The 22,284-nt window shown below is 73.0% G+C and carries 15 protein-coding genes and 1 other RNA gene; 1 reads left to right on the forward strand and 15 read right to left on the reverse strand.

The window, feature by feature from the left end; translation table 11 throughout:
* Positions 1–162: 162 nt before the first annotated feature.
* From TCUR_RS19630 to TCUR_RS26635, 5 genes are all read right to left on the reverse strand, one after another.
* Positions 163–4,455: an alpha-(1->3)-arabinofuranosyltransferase domain-containing protein gene (locus tag TCUR_RS19630; RefSeq protein WP_012854305.1), complete on the reverse strand. Its 4,293-nt coding sequence runs from the start codon at positions 4,453–4,455 to the stop codon at positions 163–165.
* Positions 4,456–4,683: 228 nt separating this feature from the next.
* Positions 4,684–5,862: a glycosyltransferase family 4 protein gene (locus TCUR_RS19635; RefSeq protein WP_012854306.1), complete on the reverse strand. Its 1,179-nt coding sequence runs from the start codon at positions 5,860–5,862 to the stop codon at positions 4,684–4,686.
* Positions 5,859–6,662 carry a glycosyltransferase gene (locus tag TCUR_RS19640; RefSeq protein WP_012854307.1) on the reverse strand — a complete coding sequence of 268 codons (804 nt, stop codon included), beginning with the start codon at positions 6,660–6,662 and terminating at the stop codon, positions 5,859–5,861. The genes TCUR_RS19635 and TCUR_RS19640 overlap by 4 nt, the downstream gene beginning before the upstream one ends.
* 13 nt (positions 6,663–6,675) lie before the next feature.
* Positions 6,676–6,810, reverse strand: a complete 135-nt coding sequence (locus TCUR_RS28405; protein WP_281055022.1) for a hypothetical protein — start codon at positions 6,808–6,810, stop codon at positions 6,676–6,678.
* Positions 6,807–8,567 (reverse strand): MmpA family trehalose lipid delivery protein, encoded by a 1,761-nt coding sequence (locus tag TCUR_RS26635; RefSeq protein ID WP_012854309.1) that lies wholly within the window; start codon positions 8,565–8,567, stop codon positions 6,807–6,809. The genes TCUR_RS28405 and TCUR_RS26635 overlap by 4 nt, the downstream gene beginning before the upstream one ends.
* A 163-nt stretch (positions 8,568–8,730) precedes the next feature.
* On the opposite strand from TCUR_RS26635, the gene TCUR_RS19650 reads away from it, so the two are divergent.
* Entirely contained in the window at positions 8,731–9,762 is a 1,032-nt protein-coding gene (locus tag TCUR_RS19650; RefSeq protein ID WP_012854310.1) for an alpha/beta hydrolase, read from the forward strand.
* A 221-nt stretch (positions 9,763–9,983) separates the two neighbouring features.
* On the opposite strand, the gene TCUR_RS19655 is transcribed toward TCUR_RS19650, so the two are convergent.
* The 10 genes from TCUR_RS19655 to ftsE all read right to left on the reverse strand — a co-directional run bounded on the left by TCUR_RS19655 (position 9,984) and on the right by ftsE (position 22,240).
* Entirely contained in the window at positions 9,984–12,188 is a 2,205-nt protein-coding gene (locus TCUR_RS19655) for an acyl-CoA dehydrogenase family protein (RefSeq protein WP_012854311.1), read from the reverse strand.
* A gap of 57 nt (positions 12,189–12,245) precedes the next feature.
* Entirely contained in the window at positions 12,246–14,069 is a 1,824-nt protein-coding gene (locus TCUR_RS19660) for a hypothetical protein (RefSeq protein WP_148233065.1), read from the reverse strand.
* Positions 14,070–14,144: 75 nt separating this feature from the next.
* Entirely contained in the window at positions 14,145–14,984 is an 840-nt protein-coding gene (locus TCUR_RS19665; protein WP_012854313.1) for an EI24 domain-containing protein, read from the reverse strand.
* 35 nt (positions 14,985–15,019) lie between these two features.
* Positions 15,020–15,835: an SAM-dependent methyltransferase gene (locus tag TCUR_RS19670; RefSeq protein ID WP_012854314.1), complete on the reverse strand. Its 816-nt coding sequence runs from the start codon at positions 15,833–15,835 to the stop codon at positions 15,020–15,022.
* A 177-nt stretch (positions 15,836–16,012) separates the two neighbouring features.
* Positions 16,013–16,383, reverse strand: a transfer-messenger RNA (tmRNA) gene (ssrA, locus tag TCUR_RS25820).
* Positions 16,384–16,879: 496 nt separating this feature from the next.
* Positions 16,880–18,790, reverse strand: a complete 1,911-nt coding sequence (locus TCUR_RS19675) for a penicillin-binding transpeptidase domain-containing protein (protein ID WP_245536905.1) — start codon at positions 18,788–18,790, stop codon at positions 16,880–16,882.
* A gap of 23 nt (positions 18,791–18,813) precedes the next feature.
* Positions 18,814–19,302 carry an SsrA-binding protein SmpB gene (gene smpB / locus TCUR_RS19680; RefSeq protein WP_012854316.1) on the reverse strand — a complete coding sequence of 163 codons (489 nt, stop codon included), beginning with the start codon at positions 19,300–19,302 and terminating at the stop codon, positions 18,814–18,816.
* Between the two features lie 37 nt (positions 19,303–19,339).
* Positions 19,340–20,464, reverse strand: a complete 1,125-nt coding sequence (locus TCUR_RS19685) for a S41 family peptidase (RefSeq protein ID WP_041442430.1) — start codon at positions 20,462–20,464, stop codon at positions 19,340–19,342.
* A 117-nt stretch (positions 20,465–20,581) separates the two neighbouring features.
* Positions 20,582–21,487, reverse strand: coding sequence for a permease-like cell division protein FtsX (ftsX, locus tag TCUR_RS19690; RefSeq protein WP_012854318.1), 906 nt, complete (start codon positions 21,485–21,487; stop codon positions 20,582–20,584).
* 63 nt (positions 21,488–21,550) lie between these two features.
* The gene (ftsE, locus tag TCUR_RS19695; protein WP_041440141.1) at positions 21,551–22,240 is read right to left on the reverse strand and encodes a cell division ATP-binding protein FtsE; all 690 of its coding nucleotides are present in this window, start codon (positions 22,238–22,240) and stop codon (positions 21,551–21,553) included.
* Between the last annotated feature and the right edge of the window lie 44 nt (positions 22,241–22,284).

Below are 22,284 nucleotides of genomic sequence, written 5' to 3' on the forward strand. Positions count from 1 at the left end.
AACCTTCCTATCGATGCGCGACATCCCGTCGCCGCGCTGTACTACGGGGACGCCCGATGCGAAAGACCCGTTTACATGAAATTCACAACTTGGACAAACATCCCGTTTGTTTGCCAATGCGAAATTCGACAATGAAAGGCGTCCTGTGCCGGCGCGGCCGCGCTAAGCGGCGGGCGGCCGCCAGCGCAGGTCATCGCGGCGCGGCGGGTCGCTTCGCTCCGCCGCCGGGCCGGCGGGCGGCAGCCACAGGCCGACCACCAGCCGCGTCACGATGATCAACCCCAGCAGCTGGGGCACGGCGTCGCCGAGCGGGTCGGTGGGGGCGGCCGGGTTGCCGGTGGTGCGCAGCCAGTCCCCCAGCGCCCAGGAGGCGGCGCCCGCCACCATCAAGGCCGCGGCCGTCCAGGGAGACGCCAGGATCTGCGCGGCCCTGGTCCGGCCGGGCGCGGCCCAGGCGAACGCCGCGGCCATGGCCGCGCAGAGCGCCACGCCCACGATCCCGGCGACCCAGAAGCCCGCGGCCGCCGCGCACAGTCCCGCCGCCACGGCCGCCCCCCGGCGGACGACGGCCGTCCCCCGGCCCGCCGTCTCCGGGCGCCCGTTCGCACGTGCGGGTTCCCCGGGCTGAGCGCCCTTTCGAAAGCCGAAGCGGCGCCTGCGGCCCCCCGAGGCGGCGCCGGACGAAGCGGCCCCCTGGCGGGAGACCGGGAGCACGGCGGCCAGCGCCAGCACGGCCAGCAAGACGACGCCGATCAGCACGGCGAGTTTGTGGGCGCGGTCCGGCTGGTACGTGAGGGTGATCGTGCCGGTGGTGCCCGCCGGGACGATCCAGCCCTGCTTCCAGCCGTCCAGCCGGACCGGCTGCAGCCGGGTGCCGCCGATCTCGGCCCGCCAGCCGGGGTTGAAGTTCTCGTTGACCGTCAGGAACGACTCCTCGGCGGCGTCCACCTCCACGACCCGGGTCTCGGAGTTCCACTGGCGGACCGTCACCGCCGAGGTGCCGCCGCGCCGGTCCAGCGAGCCGGTGTCGATCACCACCGTCTCGATCCGGTAAGGGCTCAGCGGGACGGACTCCAGCCGGTTGCCGCCGGCGACGATCGGCGCCCTGCGGCAGGCCTCGAAGCGCACCGGGCGCCCCTCCAGCAGGTCGCCCATGGTGGCGATCACCCGGGTGTCGATCAGGGTCCCGTTCACCCGCAGCCGCGGGCCCAGGCCGCAGCGCAGGTTCAGCTGCGTCCAGGTCACATCCGGCAGCGGCGCGACCCCGGGAACGGTGATGTCGGCGATCTGCAGGACCGGCTGCACCGACGCGCTGAAGGTCAAGGTCAGCGAGGAGGTCCGCAGCGGCGCGAAACTCAGCCTGCCGCGCTCGTCCACCAGCCCCTCGCGGGTCTGCCCCCCGTCGGCCCGCAGCGTGACCCGCAGCGGGCCGCGGGCGCCGGCGGGACGGGCCACGGTGATCCGGTCGAAGGTCACCGGGCGCTTCCAGCGCACCTTGTAGACCGGCTCGGTGTCGCCGGCCGCGGCGATCCACACCGTGCGCTCGTCGCCGTCGAAGGCCGACCGGGGCTGGGCCGCCGGATGGGGACGGCTGGAGCTGGCCGAGACCTGCGCCCTGGCGCCCAGGGAGGTGAAGCGGTTGACCGCGTCGTTGTCGATCAGGGTGGCGGTGCCGGTCAGCCGCCCCTTGGCGGCGGTCTGTGCGCCGAAGGCGCGGACGAAGCCGTTGCCCTCCTCGTCCTGCCGCTCCAGGGACGGGGTGCAGACCCAGTTGGCCGAGCCCTTCATGCATTCGGCGGCGCGGCCCGGCCCGCGCGCAAAGGCGTAGGAGGCCTCCTTGGCGCCGGTGGCCGGCAGCCGGAGGATCCGCTCGGCCCGCACCCCCTGCACGGTCAGCTCGGCGAGGCCGACGCGGGCGAACGCCGGGATGGCCGGCCGGGCGGCCAGCTCCAGGATGCGGATGCGCAGCCAGCGGGTCTGCCCCGGCGGCACCTGCAGGTCCTGCGCCTCGGAGACCATGCGCACCTGCTGGGCCAGCGAGCCGGTCTCGGTCTCCACGGCGATCCGGACGGGCGGCGGGCCGAGCAGGTCGGGGTTCTGCACGAACATGGCGGTGACGCGGCCGGGGGTGATCGCCCGCCCGAAGTCGACCTTGATCCACTGGTCGATCGGGCCGTCCCAGCCGCCGGTGGACCAGTAGGTGCTGGGGTCGCCGTCCAGCGCCGCATAGGGGTGGCGGCCCAGGTCGTGCTGCTGGGGGATGCCCTCGGTGTCGGAGGCCGAGGTCGAGGCGGTCACCGAGGCGATGCCGCGGTGGACGGCGGTGGTGGCGTACCGGCTCCAGCCCTCGTCCAGGATGTCGCCGGCCCGGTGCCGTTCGGCGGCGCTCAGCGTCTGGGAGGTGTGGTGCAGTTCGCCGAAGTTGCGGCGGACCAGCCGCAGCGAGTCGGTGACCACGGGCGTGCCGCCCAGCTCGGCGCCGTCGTCGTTGAGCAGCACCGGCCGGCCGTGCAGCACGTAGTTGTCGGCCAGGGTCAGCATCCCCTCCGGGGCGCCGTACAGGCGCATCGCATCGGCGGTGTCGGTGAGACTGACCACGTCGTCGGCGTTGTCGACCTCGTAGATCTCCAGCGCCGGGTACCGCTGGTCCAGCGAGCCGATCGCATCGGGGTTCTCCTGCCCGACCCGCTCGCCGAACTCGGCGACCTTGCGCAGCCCCGGTGAGCCGTCCAGCACCTGGTGCAGCCGGGCCGGCCAGCCGCCGCGCAGCACCTCCCGCTGCAGGTCGTTGCGGACCAGCAGAAAGCGGATGCCCATGCGGCCCAGGAACTCCGCCAGCCCCGGCGAGGGCCGGCCGGTGGTCACCCGCTGGTCGATGGCGTCCAGGGCGCGGGTGTAGCCGGGCGACCCGGCCGGGACGAGCTGGCGCACCCCCCAGCGCGCCGTCAGCAGCGGCTGCATGATGTCGTCCATGGGGCGGCCCCACAGGTACTCCCCGAACGGGGCCCCCGGCAGGGCCAGCACCGCCTGCTCGCCGGCCCGCCCGTTCAGCCAGGCCGCCGCCTGCCGCCAGTAGGCGGGCACCTGGGGGAAGTCGCCGGCCCCCGACAGGCCGTTGCTCAGCGCGGTCGCGGCGATGCCCGCCAGCGCCGCGTACGTGGCGGCCAGGGTGTGCAGCCGGTGCCGGGCGCGGGGGATCGCCGACAGCAGGTGCGCCACGCCCAGCGCCAGCGGCAGCCGCACCACCCCGTCGAACTTGTGCAGGTTGCGCAGCGGCGCCAGCGGCCCGTCCAGCAGCTCGCGCAGCGGCCCGCCCAGCGGCCCTTCGAGGGCGCTCACATGCCCGGCGGTGATGATCACGATGCCGGCCAGCAGGCTGAGCAGCAGGAAGGTGCGCTCCGGCAGCCGGGAGCGCAGCAGCCCGGCCAGCCCGAGCGCGGCCACCGCTCCGGTGCACAGCACCGGCAGCGTCTCCAGCGACAGCGCGTTGCCCACCGGCGACCAGATCCGCCCGTCGACGACCAGGTAGTTGACCCACCGTTCGGCGCCGCGCAGCACGTTGATCAGCCCGGTGGGACCGGTGGTGGTCTCGGCCTTCTCGGTGTAGGTCAGCCAGGAGAACCCGTAGGTGCCGGTCAGCAGCAGCGGCACCAGCCACCAGGCGGTGGCCGCCGCGACCGCCGCCGACCACCAGGCCGCCAGCCGGAGGCGGGGGGTGCCGCGCGGCCGGGTCAGCAGGTACAGCGCCGGGACGGTGAGCACCGCGACGGTGGCGGCGGCGTTGATGCCGCCGCAGCAGGCCACCGCCAGCCCCGAGCGGGCCGCCCCGCCGATCAGGCTGCCCCCGGCCGCCGCGGTGACCAGCGGCAGCACGATCCACGGCAGCATGGCGTACGGCAGGTACTCGGAGGAGATCTGCCCCAGCACCGCCAGCCCGCCCGGGGCCAGCGCGTACACCAGGCCGCCGACCAGGCGGGTGAGCGGCCCGCCGATGCCGAGCTTGCGGGCCAGGCGCTCGGTGCCCAGGAACGCCAGGCACATCAGCAGCGCCAGCCACAGCCGCTGGGTGATCCAGGCGGGCACGGCCAGCAGGTCGCCGAGCGCATAGAACGGGCCCATCGGGAACAGGTAGCCGATGGCCTGGTTCTGCAGCTGGCCGAACTGCTCGGGGTCCCACAGGTGCAGGGCGCGACCCAAGAACCCCAGCGGGTTCACCGCCATGTCGATCTTGGTGTCGGCCAGGATGCGCCCCGGGCGGGTGGAGGTGGCCAGCACCGTCAGCGCCAGGCAGCAGGCCACCAGGCGCAGCCGCTCCCGCAGCCGGGTGTCGATCTCCCCTTCTCCCCCGGCCCTTCCCCGCCCGTTCGCATCGGGGGCGGCGCTCTCCCGGTCGGCGTCGGCCAGGCGGACGGCGACCGCGTCAACGCCGTTCCTGATGGCCTGCCCTAGCGCCACGCCGCCCTCGCCTCCCAGAGCGCCCCGCACGCACGGGGACCACGACAGCCGTTCCCGATCACGCAGGCGAGGCCGCCGGCCGGCCTCGCCTCGCAGGTGCGAGTCACCGTACACGCCCCCGGACGTGCTTCTGACAGCGCCGGATGAGGCGCCCGCCGGAGGCGAGCGGCGCGCCGGACTCTCCCGGGCCCGGCGCCCCCGCCGGCCGCCGGGCCATCGCACGCCGGATCAGGACCATCCCTCCGGCAGGTCGGGCCGGGCGGCCGGCTCGCCGTGCACCGCGGACTTCAGCAGGGCGGCCATGTGGGCGGCGGTGCGGGACCAGTCGAAGACGGCGGCCCACCGCCGGCAGGACGCGGCGATCTCGGCGCGGCGCACCGGGTCGGCCAGCTCCTTGAGGGCGCGTTCGACCGCGCCGGGCAGGTCGTCGTCGCAGGCGAGCCAGCCGGTGACGCCGTCGCGGACCGCGTCGCGCAGCCCCTCCACGTCGTAGGCGACGGTGGGGACGCCCAGCGAGGCGGCCTCGATCACCGACAGGCCCCACCCCTCGCCGCGGGAGGTGCTCAGGTGCAGGTCGGCGCCCGCCACCAGCGCGGCCTTGCGCCGCTCGGAGACGAAACCGTGCAAGATCACCGTCTCGGTGAGGCCGGCGGCGGCGACCCGCTCGGCCAGCGCCGCGCCCTGCGGGCCGTCCCCGATGATGTGGACGCGCAGGCCGGGGTGGCGTTCCCGCAGGTGCAGCGCCAGGTCGACCAGGCGTTCCAGCCGCTTGTGCGGCACGAGCCGGCTGACGCACACCAGCGCCGGGTCACCGAGGCCGCGCGCCGGCTCGGGCGGCCCCTCGGGGGGCATCGTCAGCCCGTTGGGGACCAGGTGGATCGGGCCGTCCCAGCGCAGCCGCTCCCGCATGGCGTGCCGGGTGGACGGCGAGACGGCCACGCAGGCATGCCGCCGGTAGGTCCGGCGCGCCACCGGCCCCTCCAGCAGCCGGCCCAGCCGGGCCAGCCAGGGCGGGAAGTACATGCCGAACTGTTCGGTGTGCACGTGGTGGACGACGCAGAACACCGGCACGCGCCGCGGCAGCACCCAGGGGGTGAAGAAGGGGATGCCGTTCTGGCAGTCCAGCACCGCGTCGAAGCGGCGGCGGTGCGCCAGCATCCACAGCAGGACCAGGGGGTAGACGGTGAAGCGGCCGCCCAGCCGGACGATCGGCACGCCCTCGGCCTCCTGCCGCCGCCGCTGGCCGGGGGCGCGGGCCGTCACATAGCGGACGTCCATGCCGGCGGCGGCCAGCCGGCGGGCGACCTCCCAGGCGTACCGTTCGGCCCCGCCCGCGGCCGGGTGCCAGGGGTCCCGCCAGTTGACGACCGCCACGCGCAGCGGGCGTGCCGGTCCCCGCGCCGTCATCCGGCGCCGGACCTCGAGGTCTCCGGCAGCGCCACCGCGATGGGAGCGGCCCGGTCGAGCGGCGTCTTGGCGGCCAGGCGGCGGATGCGGATCAGGTCGGCCAGCACGCCCGGCGAGTGGCGGAGCAACGAGAACGTGCTGCCGGGCACGTCCCGCCAGACCACCGGGATGTCGGTGATGGCGGCGCCGCGCCGCACGCAGTGCATCAGCAACTCCACGTCGAAGGAAAAACCGGTGGTGCGCAGCTCGGCCGCCGCCTGCCGGGCCAGCGGGCCGGAGAAGAACTTAAAGCCGCACTGGGTGTCGGGGATCCCTCCCGCCAGGTCGCGGATGGCCAGGTTGAAGGCGATCGCGCCGAGCCGCCGCAGCGGCTGCCCGTACCCTTGCACCACCGAGTCGGGGTGGCGCCGCGAGCCGACCACCACCGGGTGCCCGTCGGCCAGCAGCCGCAGCGCAGGCTCCAGCGCCGCCAGGTCGGTGGCCATGTCGGCGTCGCAAAAACCCACATAGGGCGCGGTGGTGGCCAGCAGCCCGGCCCGCACCGCCGCGCCCTTGCCCGGACGCGGGCAGCTCAGCAGCCGCACCGGGACCGATCCGCGCCAGGCCCGCACGATGTCGGCGGTGCCGTCGCTGCTGCCGTTGTCCACCACGATCACCTCGGCGGTCACCGGCAGTTCCCGCAGCCGTTCGCTCAGCAGCACCAGCCCGAGCGGCAGCCGCCGGGCCTCATTGCGCGCCGGCACCACGATCTGCAGCCGCAGACGCTCCGCGGCGCCCGGCTGGTCGGCAGGCCGGCCCATCACGGGCGCAAGATCACTTGGTGCCGTAGTTGTACAGCGGCTCGATGACCGGGTCCTGCTGCGAGGCGTTGGCCATCTGCACGATGCCGACGGAGGCGCCGGAGGCCAGCAGGACTCCGACAATGGCGGCGATCAGGATCCGCATCACGGGGCCTTTCTGCGGCGGTGTAGAGGGGTTGAGCGAGGGACCAGGGTAACGCCTGATACCGACAATGACCAGGCGATCAGTCCAATTGTGGCAATCCAGGCGGCCGAGGCCAAAGCAACGGGCGGTCCTTCGTCGGCGACGCGGCGGGGCCGGGGGATGCGCAGCAAAAGCAGGTCCCGGTCGCGCAGCACCACTTCCGCCCCGGCCAGCCGGGTGGGATGCCCGACGATCCCCGAAGGCCCGCGCCGGCCGGGCGGGGTGCCAGCGGCCGGGTCCCAGGAGGCGATCTCGGCGTCGACGGCCACGTAGCGGACGCCCTGCGCGCGCAGCGCCGCCACCAGCGGGCCGTCGCCGCCGATGGCGGCGTCCAGCCGGCGGGCGCGCGGGTCCTCGGTGGGGACGGTGATGTCACCGACCCGCACCGCGTCGTTGAAGATGACCCGGCGGGGCAGGTAGCGGGGCAGCGGGTCGAGCACCCGGCGATGCCCGTTCCACGGGTAGGAGCGGTAGGCCGCCCACGGCAGCACCAGCACGTCACCGGGGACGGGGTCGGCCTGGAGGATCTGCCGGGCGCGTCTCCAGGAGTCCGGGTATTCCACCGGGCGCAGCCGTCCGGCCGCCCCGAAGGCCAGCGAGGGCAGCAGCGCCACCGGGGCCAGCGCCAGGCACCCGGCGGCGAGCACCGGCAGCCGTGGCGTGACCCGCTCCGCCAGCAGGCCCAGCCCGAGCGCCACCAGCACGGCCAGCGGCGCCGTGTACTGCTGCCCGTCCCGCAGCACCGCGAACCCCGGCCACAGCCCGATCAGCCACCGCAGCAGGCCCGGCGCCAGCGCGCCCAGCGCCGCTATCACCAGCCCGGCCAGGGCGGCCGCGCCCAGTCCCGCGTATCCGCGGTCGCGGCCCTGCCGCCACCACCACGTCCCGAAGGCGGCCAGCGCACCGAGCACCACCGCCAGCCAGAGGACGGCGGTGACCGGGTGGCCGTAGCCGGCCGGGACCGTCTCGGCGTTCCACACCCCGCCCAGCAGCAGCAGGCTGCCCACCACGCCGAAGGGGGTGTCGGCGCGGGCGGCGAACGCCTCCACCGCCATCGTGTCGGCCGGCACTCCGGACGGCCGCAGCCACCCGGTGACCAGCCACGGCAGGGACAACCCCAGCACCACGGCGCACGTGGCGGCCGCCGCGCGCAGCCGGTGCCGGCCCGCTGCGACCACCGCCACGATGAACGCCGTCAGCCCCGAGACCGCCAGCGCGGCGAACCCCCCGATCGCGGCGGGCAGTAGCGCCAGGACGAGCCGCCGCGCCCCGCCCGGCTCGGTGATCCGGGCGGCGCGCGCCACCACCCACGGCAGCGCCGCATACCCCAGCAGCAGCGCCCACTGGCCCAGCAGCAGCCGTTCGGCCACGAACGGGTTCCAGGCGTAGCAGACGCCCGCCGCCAGGCGGGGAAGCAGGCGCGGCGAGGGCACCAGCGCGGCCGCCGACACGCACGCCAGCACGAAGATCGCCAGCAGGATCAGCTTCTGCGCCCACTCACCGGGCAGCACCAGCCCCAGCACGGCTGCGAACACGTCGCTGGGCACATGGCGCGGGAGCGTGCCGGTGAGCCCGAAGGCCATGGGCGTGAAGCCCGGCTCGGGCACGAACACCATGTCATAGGACAGGACGAAACCGGGCGCGAGCGCCGGCCCCAGCGCCGACAGCCCGAGCCCCAGCCCGGTCAGGGCGGCCGGCAGGTGCCGCTTGCGTCCCGTCATCAGCGGCAGAGGCTACCGGACGCGGCGGACCAGGGCGTTTTCCGGTGTCGGCTGATAAATACCGGGCCGCCGTTCATCGGAGGCCACGCCATGACAAATGCCATAGCCGATCTATTATTTGTCTCACTGGGCCGCCCCAGGCCTCTTCACTACTGTCTCCGTCATGCGCATACCGACGATCTGCGGGGTCGCGGCGGCGACCGTCGCGCTCGCCGGTTGCTCAGCGGCCGACCTGGTCGACCCCGATCCCATCCCCGAGACGGCGCCCGTGCCGCACGCCCGGGACCAGCGGTTCGACCTGGACTACGCCTCGCAGTCGGCCGCCCAGCGGCTGGATTTGCACGTCCCGGCGGGCACCGCGCCCTCCCCGGTGGTGGTGTTCGTGCACGGCGGGGACTGGCGGGGCGGCGACAAGAGCGAGGCCGCCCGGCACGGGCGCGCCTATTTCCTGCGGGCCGGGTACGCGGTGGCCTCCATCAACTACCGGCAGGCCGCCGAGGCCCGCTGGCCGGCCGCCGTCCAGGACGCCAAGGCCGCGGTGCGGTGGCTGCGCGCCCACGCCGCCGACTACCACCTCGACCCGCAGCGGATCGCGGTGCTGGGCGTCTCCTCCGGCGGCTACCTGGCCGCCGCGGTCGGGTTGACCGGTGATCGGCAGACCGCCTTCGACGCCCCCGAGCTGGGCAACGCGCAGACCTCCAGCGCGGTGCAGGCGGCCGTGCTGTGGTCGGCCCCGGTGGACTTCGCCTCGCTGGACCGCCAGCTCAGGGCCGCCGGCTGCCCGCCAGCCACGCCGCCGCACGACGACCGGCGCTCGGCGGCCTCCCGCTGGCTGGGCGAGCCGGTCGGCGCGGGCGGCGCCAAGGCCCGCGCCGCCAACCTGCTCCGCCAGGCCCGGCAGCCCTCTGCCACGCCTTTCCTGCTGGTGCACGGGACGGCCGACTGCACCGTCCCGTCCGCCCAGTCCCAGACGCTGCACCGGATGCTGCGCCGCGCCGGCGGGACGAGCACCCTCACCTTGGTCAGGGGCATGGGCCACCTGGACAGCAGGTACGCCAAGGCCCGCATCCGCGCCACGATCAATTTCCTGGACCGGACTTTGGGACGTCCCGCCCCGCAGCCGCACGGCTCGCAGGAACAGCCCGTCCAGCCGAAGGCCACCGGGACGACCCGCCAGCAGGCCACGGCGCCCTGAGCGCGGAGGGGCGGGCACCGCCGATGCGGGTGCCCGCTCCCTCCGCCCGGCCGCCGAGCGCCGCAACGGGCAGATCCTCCAGGCCGCCGCAGAGGCCGTGGCGCCGCTCCACAACGACGGCGGCGGCACCGCCGGGCTTTTTCCGTGCTCGGTGGTGCCGCCGTATCCGATCCGACGGGCGGCCGTCCGCCGCCGGCGCGCCTGAACCGGCGGCCGGGCCGCTAGGAGCGGTCGCGGACGGGCTCGGGGTCGCGGGGCAGCCCCAGGATCCGCTCACCGATCACGTTCAGGTTGACCTCGGTGGTGCCGCCGCCGATCGTCATCGCCCGCGAGGCCAGCATGTAGAAGGACCACCGGTGGCGCAGCTCGGCCTTGCGGCCGCCGTTGAGCATGCCGTCCTCGCCCAGCAGGGTGAAGCCGTACTCGGTGACGCGCTGGCCGTGCTCCATGGCCACCAGCTTGCGGACGTTGGCGGTCACGCCCGGGTCGGTGCCCGAGATCTGCTTGAGCGTGGCGCGCAGCCCCAGCAGCAGGTAGGTGTGCTCGTCGGCCACCAGGTCGCCCAGGTTGTCGCGCACCACCGGGTCGTCGGCCAGGCCCAGGTCGCCGATCAGGCTGACCAGCTTGCGGAGGCTGGCGCCGAGCTGGAAGGAGCCGGTCAGCCCGACCCGCTCGTTGGCCAGGGTGTTGCGGGCCACCTTCCAGCCCTGGTTCACCGGGCCGACCACCAGCTCGTCGGGCACGAACACCCCGTCCAGGAAGACCTCGTTGAAGACCGCCTCGCCGGTGCACTCGCGCAGCGGGCGGACCTCCAGGCCGGGGGACTTCATGTCCACCAGGAAGTAGGTGATGCCCTCGTGCTTGGGGGCGTCGGGGTCGGTGCGGGCCAGGCAGATGCCCCACTGGGCCTCGCGGGCCAGGGAGTTCCAGATCTTCTGGCCGGTCAGCTTCCAGCCGCCCTCGACCTTCTCGGCGCGGGTGGTCAGGGAGGCCAGGTCCGAGCCGGCGCCCGGCTCGCTGAACAGCTGGCACCACAGGATCTCCCCGCGCAGCGTCGGCGGCAGGAACCGCTGCTGCTGCTCGGGCGTGCCGTAGGCGACCAGCGACGGCACCACCCAGCCGGCGATCATCAGCGGGACCGGGCGCACCCCGGCGCGCTTGAGCTCCTGCTGGATGACGATCTGCTCCACCGGGCCGGCGTCCTTGCCCCACGGCTTGGGCAGGTGGGGGGTGACCCAGCCGCCCTCGGCCATGGCCGCCCGCTGGGTGAACGGGTCCATCTCGGCCAGCTCGGCGACCTCGGCGCGCACCCGCTCGCGCAGCTGCTCGGCCTCCGGCGGCAGCTCGATGTCCATCGGGCGCCGCACGCCCGCCAGCGCCAGCCGTGCCGCCCGCTCCCGGTAGCGGGAGGGACGCCCGATCAGGGCGCGCAGGGTCATGGCGCGCCGGTAGTACAGGTGCGCGTCGTGTTCGAAGGTGTAGCCGATGCCGCCGTGCACCTGGATGTTGTCCTCGGCGCAGTCCACCGCCGCGTCGGCGACCAGCGCCCCGGCCACGGCGATCGCGTAGCCGCGCTGGTCGGGTTCTTCGCCGGCGTCGATGGCGCGGGCGGCGTCCCACACCGCGGCGCGGGCCCGCTCGGCGGCGATCAGCATCCGGGCGCACTTGTGCTTGATGCCCTGGAACTGGCCGATGGGACGGCCGAACTGCTCGCGGATCTTGGCGTAGCCGGCCGCCTCCTCCACCGCCCGGCCGGCCACCCCGCACGCCTCGGCGCCGAGCACGACCACCGCCAGATCGCCGAGGGCGCCCTGGAAGATGCGCTCGGCCGGGACGGTGACGTCGCTCACCTCCACCCGGGCCACCGGGCGGGTCAGGTCGAGCGCGTCCAGCGCGGTGATCTGGGCCGCCTCGGCGTCCACCACGGCCCACCGGTCCTCGCCCAGCGGCAGCACCAGCAGGTCCGCCTGGGTGGCGCACAGCACCGTCTCGGTCGCACCGCTGATCCGTGCGCCGCCGTCGCCGCCGGGGGCGGCGGTGAAGTCGCCGCGCAGCGCCACGGCGGCGGTGCGGGAGCCGTCGGCCAGCCCGGGCAGCAGCGCGGCCTTGGCCTCCTTGGACGCGTACGCGGCGATCGCCGCGGCGGCCAGCACCGTGGGGACGTACGGTCCGGGGGCCAGCGCGCGGCCCAGTTCCTCCAGCGCGACCGCCTGCTCGACCAGGCCGAAGCCCTGCCCCCCGTACTCTTCGGGCAGATGCAATCCCAGCAGGCCCTGGTCGGCCAGGGCCTGCCAGAACCGCGGCCGCCGCGGGTGCTCGGCGGACTCCACCGCCTCCCGCACCACCTGCGCGGTGATGTGCCGTTCCGCCAGGCCGCGCACGGATGCAGCCAGTGCCTCGTGTTCCTCGGTCAAACCGATGGCCATACCCACCCCTTCCTTGGATGAGCACAGCCTATTAGAACGGCATTCGGTACTAGAACGTCACTCGGTCGCCTTGGTGATCGGCTTGAGCCGGCTGAAGAACAGGTTGATGTCCGGCCACTGCGCGCGGTGGGTGTTGGGGACGCCGGCCAGCACCACCGCGGGCGCGCTCCGCCCGGTGTCGATGACCGCGACCGCCACGACCTCGCCGGTCGCCTTCACCCCCGGACGCTTGAACTTCAGGTACGAGCTGATCAGCCAGCCCCGGCGCCCTCCCACGTTCAGCGGCTGGGAGGCCAGCGCCCGTTCCTGGTGCGGGAAGTCGTAATACAGCTCGATCACATCCCGCAGCGCCTTGGCCGTCACCGTGCGCAGGCTGCGCGGACCGGTGTACTCGGCCGCCAGCGGCGACTGCAGCACCCCCGTCAGCAGCCTGGCGTGCCGGGCCTGCTCGCCCCGCTGCTCGGCCGCCACCGCCTGCTGGCCGGACCAGCCGGGCACGGCCAGGTCATTGCGGGCGGTGGGCACCCGCCACGGCGCACCCAGCCGCGGGTACGACAGCCCCGCGCGCCGGTCGTCCAGCATGCCGACCACGCGGGCCGGGCTCCCGGAAAAACGCGGCATGGCCTTGTTCGGCGGCAGCTTCACCTGCGGCTCGGTGGTGATCTGCGGGAGCGCGGAGGTCGGCGACTCCTTGACCGCCCGCGGCGGCGGCGCCGTCGCCGCCGCCGAGTCGCCGCGCCGCAGGAAGAAGTAGCCCCCCGCGCCGATCAGCACCACCACGACCAGCGCACCGGCCAGCAGCGCGATCCGGCGCGAACGCCCGGTCTCCTCGTCGAACCCCACATCGGCGCTGGTGCTCAGGCCCTCCTTGGCCCGCCGTTCCTCCTCGCGGATCCACTCGGGCATCTCCCAGCTGCCGCTGCTGGGCCGGCCCGGCTTGGGCGGGGTGCTCGGGCCCGACATCTCGACCGGCGCATACCCGGGCACGCCGCCTCCGCCATCGGCGGATCCGTCGAACAGCGAGCCCTCCCAGCCGGGACGCTCCGCGGACGTCTTGGCCGGCCCGTCGGCGGGCAGCGGCGCGACCCGCACATCCCCGGGCTCCTGGCCGGAAGTCCCCGGCGAAGGCTTGGCGGATGAGGCCTCAAAGGACTCCTCCCGGGACTCGGCGAAAGCCCCCGGACGCCGGGCGGCCTCCCCGGGCGCGGGCTCCTCCCGCTCCCAGGAGGGGCGCTCCCCGGTGGGCTCCCCCCAGGCGGCGGCAGGCGACCCGGCCGGCTCCGGGGCGGACGGCTCGCCGAAGGCGCCGCCTGGACCTGCGGTGGGACCGTCCGAAGACGCCCACGGCGACGAATCGCGGGAGCCGGCGAAGGCCGCGCCCGAAGGCTCTTCGAAGGCCCCGGCGCCGCCCGGATCGTCAAAGTCCCGGCCGGGAGAGTCGCCCTGCGGGCTCTTGGCGGCCGTGATCCAGAACCCGGCGGGGGCCTGGTCCGCGGACTCGGCCGCAGAGTCCTCGGGCGAGTCCGGCTCCTGCCGCGGCGGGGCGGGCGGCCTGGGCGGACGCTCGAACCAGGAGTTCACCGCGGGACGCTCGGCGGCCGTGCCACCGCCGGGCCGCTCGGCGGGCCGCCAGTCATCGTCGGGGTTCTCGTCGGGGGAAGGGCTCTCGGCTGGACCGGAGAGCCGGGCCTGCGCGGGCTCGGTGCGGTCCGGCGACCGGGACGCCTGGTCGGCGTCCGGCCGAGCGGACGCCGTGGCGCCCCGTTCACCGGACCGGTCGGTGCTGTCGATCTGCTGGATGGGGCCGGTGGGCTCGTCCGTCGCTGCGATCTCGTCGTTCATTTCGGTCCAGCGCGCTCCGCGCTCCCCCTGATCGGACATGCGGCACACGTTACGCGAAGATCACCATATGTGGCCGGAGCGGCAGTTACGCTCCGGCCACATCTTCTTATCGCCTCAATACTCACTCTGGGCACTCTTGTCATTGGCGGTCGTCGGCGGCCTTTCGGCCAGCCGCTCGCGGGCAAGCAGCGTACCGCCCGCCACCGCGCCGGGCATACCGATCACCGCACCCAGGGGGATCAGGAAGACGATCATCGTGGCGGTCCCGAAGCCCACCACCAGCAGCCGGCGGCTCCGCATCAGCGCGAACCGCTCGCGGCGGGCCAGACCACGCCGTTCCAGGGCGATCGCGGTCAGTTCCCCCGCCAGAAAGTACCCGGAGACACCGGCGGCCGCCACCGGCACCACGGTCTGCCCGGCCACCGGTATGAATCCCAGCGCGAAAAAGATCACGGCGAAGGCGACCGCGACCGCCCCCAGCGCCAGCGAGTCCCTCACCGCCCGGGCGATCTGCTCGACCAGTGGCACCTGCGGCTCCGGCGGCGCCCCGCCCTGGGAGTCCTCCACCCGCTCGGCGAGCTTCTCATAGAACGGGCCTCCCACCAGCAGCGTCACCGCGGTGAACGTCAGCACCGCCAGCAGCGCCCCGACCCCGACGATCGCCGCCGCCGCGACCACCCGCACCGTGCGGCGCAACCCGCCGGACCACTCGTCGGCGAAGGGCGTCGCCCAGGCGGCCAGATCATCGGCCCGCACCGCCAGCCACACCAGCGCCGCCGCGTAAACCACCAGCACGATCAGCGCCGGGAGCAGCCCGAACAGCCACTGTTTCGGGCGCCGGGCCACCCACCCGAGCCCGCGCAGCAGGTAGCCCGCCCCGACGAGCAGGTCCCCGGCGCTCGATCCGTGCCGCCGCCCCGTATCCCTGGTGCCCGTTTCGTGCTGCTTGTTCACCGCAGCACTGTAGCCGTCCCTTTACCCGGGGCGGTTCAGGGCTTGCGGGCCACCCCGCAGTAGGTCTCCACCTCCGGAGGCTCCCCGAACGGGGTCTGCTCCGCCCGCCACCGGGAGGCCGAGACCACGCCGGGGGGAAGCAGCTCCAGGCCCTCGAAGAAGCGCGCGATCTGCTCGGGCGTGCGCGGGACGATGCACTCGCTTCCGCTCTCGCGGCACAGCCGCAGCGCCTCCTCCCGCTCCGGGCTCGGGGTGGCGTCGTTGAGCGCCAGATAGCTGCCGGACGGCAGGCCGTCCACCAGCTCCCGCACGATCGCATACGCCTGCTCGTCGTCTTCGATGTGCTCCATGACGCCCAGCAGCATCAGCGCGACCGGCCGCCCAAAGTCCAGGATCCGCGCCGCGTGCTCCAAGATCGCCTTCGGCTCGCGCACATCGGCGTCCAGGTAGTCGACCACCCCCTGCGGCGTCCCGGCCAGCAGCGCCCTGGCATGGACCAGCACCAGGGGGTCGTTGTCCACGTACACCACCCGGGAGTCCGGCGCGATGCGCTGCACCACCTCGTGGGTGTTGTCCGCGGTGGGCAGTCCCGTGCCGATGTCCAGGTACTGGCGCACCCCGGCCTCTTCGGCCAGGTACCGCACCGCCCGGCGCAGGAACGCCCGCGAGTGCCGCGCCACGTCCACGATCGCCGGGAAGACCTTGACGATCTGGTCCCCCAGCTCCCGGTCGGCCAGGTAGTTGTCCTTGCCGCCCAGCCAGTAGTTCCACACCCGCGCCGTGTGCGGAACGGCGGTGTCGATGCCGGGGATCTCACCGGCCCCCATCGAATTCGTCGCGCCCTCGGTCATCAGATGCCTCCCACGCCGATCACATCCGACCGCCCCGACCAACGTAGGACTCCCGACTTCTCTAAAACAGCCCCTTTGCCTATTCCGGCCACCCCGCTCCCTCACCGGGGATCTCAGGCACGACAAAGGGCCGGTGCGCAAGGCGGCGAAGTCGCCTTGCGCACCGGCCCCAAGTCCGCGTGGAGGTGGCGGGAATCGAACCCGCGTCCTTCAGTGATGAGTCAGGGCTTCTCCGGGCGCAGCCTGCTCAGCGTTTTCTCAGCCCCGGTGCTCACGCAGGCAAGTCACCGACGGGCTCAGTCGCTGTGCGGTGTCCCCGCTCGCCCCGCGACCGGGCGAACGGGCTGAGTCTCCTCACGATGCCAGACACCGGGCCGGAGACACTCCCGGGCTGACAGAGTCGCTACTCGCTCAGGCGGCGAGAGCGAACTCGGACTGCTTCTTGTTGGCAGTTATTTTTCGCGGTCACAGGATTAACGAGGTTGCAACCGCAGCCCTCGGCCCGCTTCCCCTGGCTCGATCTACCGAAGTCGAAGCCAGTCACCCCCGTGTGCACTTGTCAAGAACCCCGGGCCCGCCACGGCGGGTCCGGTTCAAACCGTACCTCTACAACAGCGAGGATGCCAACGCTATTCCCGCCTGTGACCTGCCCGTCCGCCCGCACGAGGGCGAGGAGCCCTTTGCGCCATGTGGCCCTGGAGGGGGACGGGAGCCCAAGCGGTGTCCAAGGCCGCGGCGTCGCCGGTCACGGCACCGTCCCCGACCGCGCCGTCCCCGTCTCGACCTGCGGGAACGGCGTGTTGGAAAGGCTCAATGAAAAGCCCCGGTGGGCGGCGCTCTCAGCACGCCCACCGGGGCTGACCGGCAGGGTCGGGCCGGTCCGGACGGCAGAGCCTCCCCCGAGACGAGGCTCTGGTCTCATCACGGCGACTGAGTCCGCAACCCCCCAAGCGGTGTCTCAGTCACCCATAAAGACGAACGGAGGGGTCCGTTCGGTTGCACCCACACGGTAAAAGGATAACAAAACGATAACAATGGGATCGGTCAGCCGGCGAGGAACCGGGCGGCCACGGAAGCGGCCGAGACCTTGCCCTCGATGGCGATGGCGAACGCGATGTCACCGCGGAACCCCACGAACCAGGAGACCGTCCGAGGCCGGCCGCCCTCCTGGTAGTCCACGGTGGCGACCACGCCGTGCACCGCCACGGGACCGGGAACCCGGGCGGCCCGGGCGGTCCCGGAGTGGACCGCGCGCTGCATCATCAGCTTCAGGTCGCCGGCCGGGACGGCGTCCAGCGGCTGAGGCTGGATGGTCTGGGCGTCCTGCGGAGAACGCATCAGCAGCGGCGGGCGCCACAGACCGGCGTCGACCGCGGCGGCGGTCAGCGCCATGCCCAGCGGGCTGACCCGCACCGGGCCCTCGCCGATCGCGATGGCGGCCTTCTCGGCGTCGTTGGCGGGCATGGGCACATGCCCGGAGAAGGCCGGGACCGACAGCTGCCAGTCCTTGCCGAACCCGAACCGGGCGGCCTCCTGCACCAGGGTGGCCCCGTCGATGCGGGTGCTCAGCGAGGCCAGCGTGGTCGCGCACGAGAAACCGAAGTGGAACTGGAAGGTGTTGTCGGCGCGACCCCCGCCGGGGTTGGTGAACTGGCGGCCGCCGACCGTGGCGGTGGCCGGGCACTCGGTCTTGTCCTGCCCGCTCATGCCGCTCTTCAGCAGCGCCTCGGCGGTGACGATCCCGAACGTCAGCCCGGGCGGGTACTTGCCCTCCATGGCCTGGTTGCGGCCGCCGGTGCGGTGGTTGGCCACCGCCAGCACCTCGCCGTTGTTGGCGCGCACCACCGCCATCGACGCCGGCACCGGCAGCCGGGCCAGTGCGGCCTCGGCGCGGTCCTGCCAGCGGGAGTCCAACGAGACGCTGACCGGCTGCGGATCCCGGCCCCGCCACTCGGCCAGCACCTTCTGCTGCTCGCCGGTGGCGTCGACGGCCACCACCTTGACGGTGGGGGTCCCGGCCAGGTGCCGCTGGTGCAGGAACTGGATGCCGCTGACGCCGATGGTGTCGCCGGGCTGGTAGGGGGCGCCGACCCGCTGCAGCCGGTCGTCGGTGGCCGGGCCCAGGGTGCCGACCAGCTCGGCCGCCCGGGCCGGCTCGACCGGGGCGAGGATCGACTCCACATACAGGCCCGGGATCCGCCTCAGCCGCAAAATCAGATCGGCGTGCTCGGCACGGCTCAGCATGAGCAGCGGCAAGAAGGTCTCCGGCGGCGCCGAGCGCACCCGGCCCAGCAGCCGCTCGGCGTCCAGCCGGCGCCCGTCGGCGTCGGTCGCCGCCGCCACCAGCTGCCCGATGGTGCGCCTGGGGTCGCGCAGCCGGCCCGGGTACACGCCGATCACATCGGCCGGCACCTTGCGCAGCAGCGACCGGCCACGGCTGTCCTTCACATCGCCGCGCTGCTGAGTCTCGGTCACCACCGCCAGCCGCTGGCCCTCGCTGAGCTGCGGATGGATCAGCGACGGGCTCCAGACCACCCGCCACTTGCCGTCCACCCGCCGCAGGCGCATCTGGCCGGCGTAGCTGAACGGCTCGCCGTTCTCCCCCAGGTCGATGGTGACCGAGAAACGGGCCGTGGCCTCGTTCCCGTTGCGCACGATGACGTCGGAGGCCTCCCCGCCGGCGGACGACGACAGCCCCAGGCCCAGCTTCATGGAGGCCGCATCCAGCTGGTCGCGGACCTGGCTCAGCGCCCTGGCCACGAGCCTGGGATCGGCGCCCACCGTCCGTTCGGCGGCGGCCTTGTAATTGCCCACCTGCCAGGCGATCAGGAAGTCCCGGACGGCCGGCATCGCCGAGGCCTCGGCGTAGTCGATGAAGAAGGCGAAGGCGCTTCCCGCCAGCAGGGCTCCCCCGGCCGTCAGCGAGATCACTTTGCGGACACGGGCACGCCGCACTGCGCGCGGGTCCCTCTTCATGCTCAGCCCCTGCCCCCCACGCGGGCCCGCAGCCGAGCCGAACGCGCCTTGGCCATCTCCCGCTCGGCTTCCCGCTTGGCGATCGCCTGCCGTTTGTCGTAGCTCTTCTTACCACGACCCAAGGCGATTTCGACCTTGGCTTTGCCGTCCTTGAAGTACAGCGACAGCGGGACGATCGTCACCCCGGGCTCTTTGCTCTTGGCGATGATCTTGTTGATCTCCCGCCGGTGCAGCAGCAGCTTGCGGGGGCGGCGCGGCGCGTGGTTGGTCCAGGTTCCCTGCACGTACTCGGGGATGTGCACGCCCTCCAGCCACACCTCCCCGTCCTTGATGCGCCCATAGCCGTCCACCAGCGAGGCCCGGCCGGCGCGCAGGGACTTGACCTCGGTGCCGGTCAGCACCAGGCCCGCCTCCCAGGTGTCGCCGAGGTCGTAGTCGTAGCGGGCCCGCTTGTTCTGGGCCACCAGCTTGCGGCCTGTCTCACGTGGCACGGAATCAGCCTCAGTCCTTCTCGCGGGGCTTGCGGATCTAGCGTCGATCCTTGGTGGACGCGGAGGCCATCAGCCCGCGCAGCACCGCGCCCGCGCGTTCCAGGGCCTCCTCGGGGGGGCGGTCGGCCGAGACGGCCACATCGGGCTCGATCCCGGTCCCGTCCAGGTCACGGCCACCGGGGGTGCGGTAGCGCCCCACGGTCAGTTCGATCACCGAGCCGTCCTGCAGCCGGACCGGCTCCTGCACCGACCCCTTCCCATAGGTACGGGATCCTACGAGGACGGCGCGGTCGCGATCGCGCAGGGAACCGGCGACCACCTCGGCGGCGCTGGCGGTTCCGGCGTCCACCAGCACCACCAGCGGGGTGCGGCCGTCCCCCGGCTCGGTGACGCGCAGCTCCCGGGGCCGCTCGCCGCGCCGCTCATAGACGGCGACCACCCCGTCGCTCAGCAGCGCCGAGGAGGTCTCCACCGCCTCCTCCAGCAGCCCGCCCGGGTTGCCGCGCAGATCCAGGATCAGCCCGGACTCCGCGCCGCCGGCCGGCCGCTCGACGGCCTCGCGCACCTGCCGGCCCACCCCGCGGGTGAACGCCGCCACCCGGATCACCCGAATGCTGCCGGAACGCTGCTCCACGGTCACATCGCCGGTCTGCACGGCCGAGCGCACCAGCGTGAAGTGGCGCTCGGCGCCCTTCCGCAGCACGGTGAGCGTCACCGAGGTGCCGGGGGCGCCGCGCAGCGCGGCGGCGACCTTGCTCACGGTCCATCCGCCGACCTTGCGGTCGCCGATCCCGGTGATGGCGTCGCCGACCCGGACTCCGGCGCGTTCGGCGGCCGACTCCGGCTGAACGCTGGCCACCAGGACCCGTCCGGACCCTTCCTCGACGCCGAGCCACAGCCCGACGCCGCTATAGCGCCCGTTCAGCCGGCCACGGGTGTCGTCGTACTCCGTCGCGGTGTAGTAGCGGGCCCAGCGGTCGCCGAGCCGCTGCAGCATCCCGTTCACCGCGGCGCGCTGCAGCTCGGCGCGGTCGACCGGCAGGGCCGACTCCTCGGCGATCCGTTCGGCGGCCTCATCCAGCGGCCCCCGCTGGGGCCGGGTGGAGGAGGAGGGCGCCTCGGCGCCGGTCACCACGCCGGCGCCGTAAACGCACAGCACCACCGTGATCAATGCCGCACCACGGGTGAATCCACCGGCGCGAAAGCCTCGGGGGACACGACCGGTGATCCGGAGCATGGCAATGAGTGTAAGGCGGCCTTCCGATCGGATTCGCGGATATCAGACTCGCAGGTACCGGCGCAGGCTCAGGAAGGAGGCCACGGCGCACAGCAGCACGCCGACGCAGATCGAAAAGACGATCACGCCGAACACCGAGCCCCATCCCAGCTGGCTGGTGAACTGCAGCGACTCCTGAAGCTGATCGATCAGCGCCACCTTGCTGCCCATCAGCAGGATGGCCGCGAACATGCCGCCGATCAGGCCGGCGATCGCGCCCTCCAGGATGAAGGGCAGCTGGATGTAGAGGTTGGAGGCGCCCACCAGGCGCATGATGCCGGTCTCCCGGCGGCGGTTGAAGGCCGACAGCCGCACCGTGTTGGTCACCAGCAGCACCGCCGCGATCACCTGGATCGCCGCGATCAGCATCGCCGCCCACTGCAGGCCGTTGAGGATCTTGAAGAACCGGTCCAGGATCTCTTTTTCGTTGACCACCTGGTCCACGCCGTCCCGGTTCGCCAGCAGCTTGGTGACCTCTTCGAACTTCTCCGGATCGGTCAGCCGGACGCGGAAGGAGTCGGGGATGTCACCCACTTTGGTGCTGTTCACAAAGCCCGGGCTGTTGGAGAAGCTCTCCCTGAACCGCTGATAGGCCTCTTCCTTGCTCTCGTAGGTGACGTCCTTGACCACCGACAGGCTCTCCAGGTCGGCCTGGATCTGCTGCTTCTGCTCCTCGGTGACGTCGGTCTTGTTGCAGCTGGGGTTGGAGCTGGTCTTGGCGCACAGGAAGATCGAGACCTCGATCCGGTCGTGCCAGTAGCTCTTGGAGCTGTCGACCTGGAGCTTGATGAGCAGACCGGTGCCCAGCAGCGCCATGGCGATCGCCACGGTGATGACCAGCGAAATGGTCATCGTCAGGTTCCGGCGGAGACCGATCCAGATCTCCTGGGCTACGAACTGTACGCGCATGCCTCGCTGTCCTTGGTCGACCTTGCCTGCCGGAATACCGGGCCGGGCTCGGTGCAGGCTGTATCAGTACGCCTGGCCGTAGACGCCGCGCGACTGGTCCCGGACGATCCGGCCGTCCTCCAGCTCGACGACGCGCTTGCGGAAGGCGTCGACGATCGCGGCGTCGTGGGTGGCCATGACGACGGTGGTGCCGGTGCGGTTGATGCGGTCCAGCACCTTCATGATGCCGATCGAGGTCGCCGGGTCGATGTTCCCGGTGGGCTCGTCGGCCAGCAGGATCATCGGCCGGTTGACGAACGCCCGGGCGATGGCGACGCGCTGCTGCTCACCGCCGGACAGTTCATCGGGCATCCGGTCCGCCTTGCCCTCCAGGCCCACCAGATCGATGACCTCGGGCACCACCTTGCGGATGAACCGCCGGGGCTTGCCGATCACCTCCAGCGCGAACGCCACGTTCTCAAAGACGTTCTTGTTGGGCAGCAACCTGAAGTCCTGGAAGACACAGCCGATCCGACGACGCAGGTGCGGCACCTTCCAGTTGCTGAGCCGGCTGAGATCCTTGCCGGCCACGTGCACACGCCCCTGCGACGGACGCTCCTCCCTGAGGATCAGACGCAGGAACGTCGACTTGCCCGAACCGGAGGGCCCCACCAGGAACAGGAACTCGCCCTTCTCGATGGAGACGTTCACATGCTGGAGGGCCGGGCGATTCTGGTTCGGGTAGACCTTGGTGACGTTGTCAAAGTGGATCACGGCTGCATCACGGCTCGTCAGTCTAGAGGCTGGGAACGGCTCCT

The sequence above is a fragment of the Thermomonospora curvata DSM 43183 genome (genome assembly GCF_000024385.1).
In the GTDB taxonomy this organism is placed as follows: Bacteria; Actinomycetota; Actinomycetes; order Streptosporangiales; family Streptosporangiaceae; genus Thermomonospora; species Thermomonospora curvata.